The organism is Actinoplanes sp. NPDC051851, from assembly GCF_040681165.1.
Lineage (GTDB): Bacteria > Actinomycetota > Actinomycetes > Mycobacteriales > Micromonosporaceae > Actinoplanes.
On record NZ_JBFAYF010000084.1, the window covers coordinates 24,803 to 30,802 of the forward strand.

At 71.7% G+C, this 6,000-nt stretch carries 7 protein-coding genes; 5 read left to right on the top strand and 2 right to left on the bottom strand.

Annotated elements, in window-relative coordinates; all coding sequences use genetic code 11:
* Window positions 1–641: 641 nt before the first annotated feature.
* Complete coding sequence (locus AB0M08_RS42775; RefSeq protein ID WP_364506557.1) at window positions 642–1,880, bottom strand: multidrug effflux MFS transporter; 1,239 nt, start codon at window positions 1,878–1,880, stop codon at window positions 642–644.
* Window positions 1,881–2,053: 173 nt separating this feature from the next.
* Between AB0M08_RS42775 and AB0M08_RS42780 the strand changes: the two genes are divergently transcribed.
* The 4 genes from AB0M08_RS42780 to AB0M08_RS42795 all read left to right on the top strand — a co-directional run bounded on the left by AB0M08_RS42780 (window position 2,054) and on the right by AB0M08_RS42795 (window position 5,042).
* Window positions 2,054–2,548 (top strand): MarR family winged helix-turn-helix transcriptional regulator, encoded by a 495-nt coding sequence (locus AB0M08_RS42780; RefSeq protein ID WP_364506560.1) that lies wholly within the window; start codon window positions 2,054–2,056, stop codon window positions 2,546–2,548.
* A 114-nt stretch (window positions 2,549–2,662) separates the two neighbouring features.
* Window positions 2,663–3,208: a copper chaperone PCu(A)C gene (locus tag AB0M08_RS42785; protein WP_364506563.1), complete on the top strand. Its 546-nt coding sequence runs from the start codon at window positions 2,663–2,665 to the stop codon at window positions 3,206–3,208.
* Window positions 3,205–4,395: a Dyp-type peroxidase gene (locus AB0M08_RS42790; RefSeq protein WP_364506566.1), complete on the top strand. Its 1,191-nt coding sequence runs from the start codon at window positions 3,205–3,207 to the stop codon at window positions 4,393–4,395. Before AB0M08_RS42785 ends, AB0M08_RS42790 begins: the two co-directional genes overlap by 4 nt.
* Before the next feature lie 110 nt (window positions 4,396–4,505).
* On the top strand, window positions 4,506–5,042 hold the full coding sequence (locus AB0M08_RS42795; protein WP_364506571.1) for a copper resistance CopC family protein: 537 nt from the start codon (window positions 4,506–4,508) through the stop codon (window positions 5,040–5,042).
* Between the two features lie 128 nt (window positions 5,043–5,170).
* On the opposite strand, the gene AB0M08_RS42800 is transcribed toward AB0M08_RS42795, so the two are convergent.
* Window positions 5,171–5,347 (bottom strand): hypothetical protein, encoded by a 177-nt coding sequence (locus AB0M08_RS42800; RefSeq protein ID WP_364506569.1) that lies wholly within the window; start codon window positions 5,345–5,347, stop codon window positions 5,171–5,173.
* A gap of 140 nt (window positions 5,348–5,487) precedes the next feature.
* On the opposite strand from AB0M08_RS42800, the gene AB0M08_RS42805 reads away from it, so the two are divergent.
* Window positions 5,488–6,000: rRNA adenine N-6-methyltransferase family protein (locus AB0M08_RS42805; protein ID WP_364506574.1), on the top strand; the 513-nt coding region annotated here is incomplete at its 3' end.

Below are 6,000 nucleotides of genomic sequence, written 5' to 3' on the forward strand. Positions count from 1 at the left end.
CGTCCGCGGATCGTCGATTCCGTCGGCCGGGTTTCGGTCGGCCAGGTTTCGGTCGCGGGCCCGCCGGGCGGTGGTGCCCGCAGGCGGTGGGGCGGGCCGTCCAGGGCGCCTCGGCCGGTCCGGCTGGCGATCCGGGGTGCCTCGGCCCCGGTCGGCTGGCGATCCGGGGTGTCTCGGGCCGGTCGGCTGGCGATCCGGGGTGTCTCGGGCCGGTCGGCTGGTGGTCCGGGGTGTCTCGGGCGCTCCGAGTGACCCGTGAACGCCAGCCGCGCCGGGAAAGCTGGCGCTCACGGGTCACTCGAGCCCGCCGAGGCACCCCTGACCACCAGCCACCAAGATCACCCCCGCAGTTGATCATGAGAAGTCGATCAAACCCGGCCAGCCGGGGCCCACCCCGACCGGGGGAAACCCCCATCCCTAACGGAACAGTGGCACATAACCGTGATCTTGGCCCGGGGCCCTGTGGACAAACCCCAGCTGTGGATAACCCCCAACCCGGACCATGACCGAGAACGCCCACCCCGCGACCCCGCCGGCGACGATCCCGCCGGAATCGACCAGCGGGGTCATCCGTGAGCACCAGCCGGGAGCGGGATCGGGGCGGCTCAGTGAGCGCCGGGCAGGAGTGGGACCGGGGTTGATCAGGGCGCGGTGGGGCGGAGCTGCCGGGGGCGGACCAGCAGCAGGAGCATGGCCAGGGAACCCAGGAAGCCGAGGGCCATGATGACGGCCATCGGGGTGGGGCTCGTCTCGCCGAAGAGGCCGACCAGGGGGGAGACCGCGGCGCCGAGCAGGAACTGGGCGCCACCCAGCATCGCGGAGGCGCCGCCGGCCGCGTGGCGGGCGGCGCCCTGGCCCAGGGTGTAGCAGGACGTGATGGTCAGGCCCATGCCGAACATCGTGACGAACAGGCAGATCCAGGTGCTGGCCAGCGTGCCGCCGACGGTGAGGTCGATCGCGGCCTGGGCCAGGGTGGCGAGCACCGCGATGCCGACGCCGAGGCTGAGCAGGCGGATCAGCGGCAGGTGGCGGGAGAGGACGCCGAGCAGGCCGGATGCGATCAGGATGGCGACGGCGTTGACCGCGAAGATCAGGCTGTAGGCGGTGGCCGAGGCGCCGTAGACGTCCTGGAAGACGAAGGACGAGCCGGAGATGTACGCGAACAGGGCGGCCGAGGCGAAACCGAGCACCAGGACGTACCCCATGAACGGGCGGTTCCGGGTCAGCCCGGCCATCACCCGGAAGGCCGCGCCGATGCCGCCGGGGTGCCGGTGCTCGGCGGGGAGCGACTCGGGGACGAATCGCCAGACGGCCAGCAGCAGGAGGACGCCGAACAGGGCCAGCGTGACGAAGACCGCGCGCCAGGAGAACGCGGTGGCGATGAAGCCGCCGATCACCGGCGCGGCGACCGGGGCGACGCCGATGATCATGGAGAGTACGGCGAAATGGCGGGCGACATCGGCGCCGTGGAAGCGGTCGGTCAGCACGGCGCGGGCGATCACCATGCCGGCGGCGCCGGTCAGGCCCTCGAGGAGGCGGGCCACGGTCAGCACCTGGATGGTCGGGGCGACCGCGCAGAGCAGCGAGAAGACGGCGAAGAGCGCGCTGCCGCCGAGCAGCAGGCGGCGCCGGCCGTGTCCGTCACTGATCGGGCCGATCACCAGCTGGCCGATCACCAGGCCGATCAGGAACGCGGTCATCGAGAGCTGGATGCCGGAACTGGTGGCGCCGAGCGAGCCGGTCATCTCCGGGAAGGCCGGGACGTACATGTCGGTGGCGAGCGGGGCGACCGCGGTGAGGCCGGCCAGGACCGTGATGAGCAGGCCGGTGCGGGGCGGGGCGCCGGTCGTGGCGGTGGGCCCGGTCAGGGTGGAGGTCATGTGGGTGGCGCCTTCGAGGGGGTACGAACTGCCGACGGGCACCCGGCGTCGTCGTCGGGGCGGACGGCAGTCGCGCAGGTCATGAGGGGTACGATGAATCTGCGCAACTAATAGTCTACCAGTTGACAATCCGGTGAGACCTCTCCGGATGTCCGTACCGCGGGGAGCCCGCCGTGGAAGCAGCCTCGTACGACGCCGGGATCGCGGCGGCCTGGAGCCGGGCGCGACCCGAGCTGGACACCAGCCCGATGGACGTCTTCGGGCGGCTCCGGCACCTGCACAGCCTGCACGACCTCGCCATGGAGAAGGTCTTCGAGGGTGCGGCGCTGAACCCGGCCGAGTCCGAGGTGCTGGTCCTGCTCCGGCACGCCCCGCAACCGCTCGTCGCGGGGCAGTTGGCCCGGCAGCGCGGGTGCTCGCGGGCGGCGATCAGCAAGATCCTGATCAAACTTGATCAGCGCGGGCTGGTCAGCCGGGATCCCCATCCCGCGGATCGGCGGGCGGCGCTGATTCGGATCACGCCGGTGGGTGCGGAGCTGGTGGACGCGATCTTTCCCGGTCAGCTGGCGCTCGAGGCGTCGATGCTGGCGCGGCTCGGACCGGGCCGCCGTGAGCAGGTCGTGGGTGCCCTGGACGCGTTGATCGCGGCGCTGAGTCCGGGGTTGTGACCCGCAGAACTCATACAGGAAAAAGATAGATCTCCGGGAACTGGAGCGCCGGTCGTGGCGACTAACGGTCGTTTCCGGCCTCTGGGGGGAATTATGGGGAATAGTCGATTTGTCGTGCCCGTGTTCGTATCGGCCGCCGTCGCCGGGGTGATGGCGCTGACCGGGTGTTCGGCGAGCAGCGCGACCAGCAGCGACGCGACGGTGGCCGACGCAGCGTCACCGGTCAGCTCGGCCGCGGCGGCGCTCACCGTACGTGACCCGTGGGTGAAGGCGGTCGACAGCGGCATGACCGCCGCCTTCGGGACGCTGGTCAACAACACCGGCGCCGAGGTGACCGTGGTCTCCGCGACCTCACCCGCGTCGCCGATGGAGCTGCACACCATGGTGATGAAGGACGGTCAGATGGTGATGCAGCCGAAGGAGGGCGGGTTCGTCGTCCCGGCCGGCGGCACGCACGAACTGTCGCCCGGTGGCGATCACCTGATGCTGATGGAGCCGTCCGCGGCCATCAAGCCGGGCGACGAGCTCTCCTTCACGCTGCAGCTCGCCAGCGGCGACCCGGTGACCTTCACGGCGATCGCGAAGCCTTTCGCCGGTGCGGGGGAGAGCTACGACCCCTCGATGACCATGCCGTCGGCCACCGCCAGCGCGGCGTCGTGACGCTCGCCCGTCGAGGCCGCCGCGGCGTCGCCACCGTCACCCGCCGGGGCCTGATCGCCGGCGGCGCGGCGGCGGGAGCTGCGGCTCTGGCCGCCGGATGCGACAACGGTGGTGGTCCCGCGCCTGCCTCCGCTTCCGCTGCCTCCTACGGTACGCCAACAGTCGCCTTCCACGGCACACGGCAGGCCGGGGTGACCACCGAGCCGCAGGCGCACGGTGCCTTCGTGGCGTTCACCCTGAACCGCGACACCGACCGGGCCGCCCTGGGCCGGATGCTGCGGCTGCTCACCGACGACGCGGCGCGCCTGGCCAGGGGCGAGCCCGCGCTCGGCGACACCGACGCGCAGCTCGCCGTGCTGCCCGCCGGCCTGACCGTGACGTTCGGGTTCGGCCCTGGGCTCTATCGGTCGGCACGGTTGACCTCGCCGGTGGCCGACCTGCCCGGGTTCAGCATCGACCGGCTGCAGGACCGCTGGTCGGGCGGCGACCTGCTCCTGCAGATCTGTGCCGAGGACCCGCTGACGGTCACCCACGCCCAGCGGATGATGATCAAGGATGCGCGGCCGTTCGGTACCGTTCGATGGGTGCAGCGCGGGTTTCGGCGGAGTCCGGGCGTACAGGAAAAGGGTTTTACTCAGCGTAATGTCCTCGGGCAGCTTGACGGGACGGCGAACCCGGCCGGGTCCGTGCTGGAGAACGCGGTGTGGGCGGCGGACGGGACCAGCACGCTGGTGGTCCGGCGGATCCGGGCGGAGATCGAGAAGTGGGATCAGCTGAGCGTGGGGGACAAGGAGAACGCGGTCGGGCGGCGGATGGTGAGCGGGGCGCCGTTCACCGGGACTACCGAACACGACGAACCGGACTTCGCGGCGATCGACGACAGTGGACTGCCGGTGATGCCGGACTACGCGCACGTCACCCGCGCCCACGTGGTCGATCCCGGTCTGAAGATCCTGCGGCGGCCGTACAACTACGACGAGGCGCCGGACGCGCAGGGACGGCCGGACAGTGGGCTGATCTTCGCGTCGTACCAGGCGGACATCGAGCGTCAGTTCCTGCCGATCCAGCGCCGGCTGGCCGAAAAGGATCTGCTGAACGAGTGGATCACCCCGATCGGGTCGTCGGTGTTCGCGGTGCCGCCGGGGTGTGCGGAGGGCGGCTGGATCGGCGAGCAGGTGCTGGCGTGAGGCGGCGCGGTGGGCGGCGGCCGGACCGGGGAGCCCGCGCCGGCATCAGGCGGCCGGACCGGGCAACCCGCGCCGGCATCGGGCGGCCGGACCGGGGAGTCGGCGCCGGCATCAGGCGGCTGGTCGTGGGCCTGCTCGTGACGGCGGCGGTTCTGCTGCCGGGGGCCGGGCCGGTGTGGGCGCACAATGTGCTCGCCGAGGCCGTTCCGGCGCAGGACGCGGTGCTGGCGTCGGCGCCGGGCGAGGTGCGGTTGCGGTTCCTGGAGACGCTGAATCCGCAGTTCACCACGATCGCGGTGAGTGATGCCGCGAAGAAGCGGGTGGCCACGTCGGAGCCGGTGGTGGACGGCGCGACGGGGAGTGTCACGTTCACCTCGCCGGTGGGGGACGGGGTCTACACGGTCGCCTACCGGGTGGTGTCCAAGGACGGACACGTCGTGCAGGGGTCGTACCGGTTCACGGTGGGGGAGGCGGCGTCGGCCGCGCCATCCCCCGACGCGGCCCCGGCCGTCTCCTCCCCGGATGCGCAGGAGACGGAGGATGCGGGTTCGCCGATCGGGCTGATCGCCGCGCTGGCCGGGGCCGCCGTGATCATCGCGGGCGCCGCGGTGATCATCGTGCGGCGGCGTGCCGCCGGGGCCGGTTGAACGGGTCCGTCGCGGTGCGGTGCCGGTCGATCGTGTCGCGGAGGGCCGGCGTGACGGCGGTGTCCGCGCTGCTCAACACGGTTCCGGCCCGCTCGGCGGCGCCCCGGTCCAGTCTCCGGCTCCAGGGCTCAGTCGAAATCGAAGATGCTGTGCTTGTCGTAGAAGTGGAGCACGTACCGGCACCGGTTGCAGATCATCAGGGTCATCCGGTGACTGGTGAACCCCCACCGGCTGTCCTGGCGGGATTCCTCCTGCTGGAAGTCGGTTCCCCGGCACAACGGGCAGGCGAGCTGCGGTTCTGTCATGCCGGTCAAGGTAGCCGAGCCGCGCCATCCCGGGCCGCCGAAATAGCGTCGACGGGTCACCCCGGAAGCCGTTTCCGTTTTTCCCCCGGCACCCGCACGTCGTCGTCGGCAACGTTCCTTTCCACATTTCCACCCCCATTCTGCGTACGCTCCTCGCCGGCGATCACTGGCACACCGCCGTCCTCCTGGTGCAGTGGGAGGTGGCCCGCCGTCGTGCCGGGCTGGGCGGGGCGACCCTGATGACGGCGAGCTGGTGGCCCTGGTACGAGTTCGGCGTCCACTCCCGGGTGCCCGCCCGCGCCTTCCGCCCGGTACCCGCCGTCGACGGTGGCCTGCTCACGATGGCCCGCCGTCCGGTCTCGGGAGTGGCGGACCGGCCCGGTTATCAGGCCTTCGTGCGCCGGGTCTTCACGGGGAGGGGCCACGGTCTGCGGGACATCCTGCTGCGGGCGGGCCGGGTGACGCGCACCGAGCTGCACCAGTGGATGCGGTCCCACGGTCTCTCCCCGATGCTCCTGCCCCAGGACCTGACCGCCGCCCAGTGGATCTCCCTCTGGCCCCGGGACGGCACGGGTCTCGGCATTGGTGGCCGCCGAGGCCTGGAACGTCACGGTGCCGATGGCGCCGACCACGGCGACCATGCCGGCCGTGAT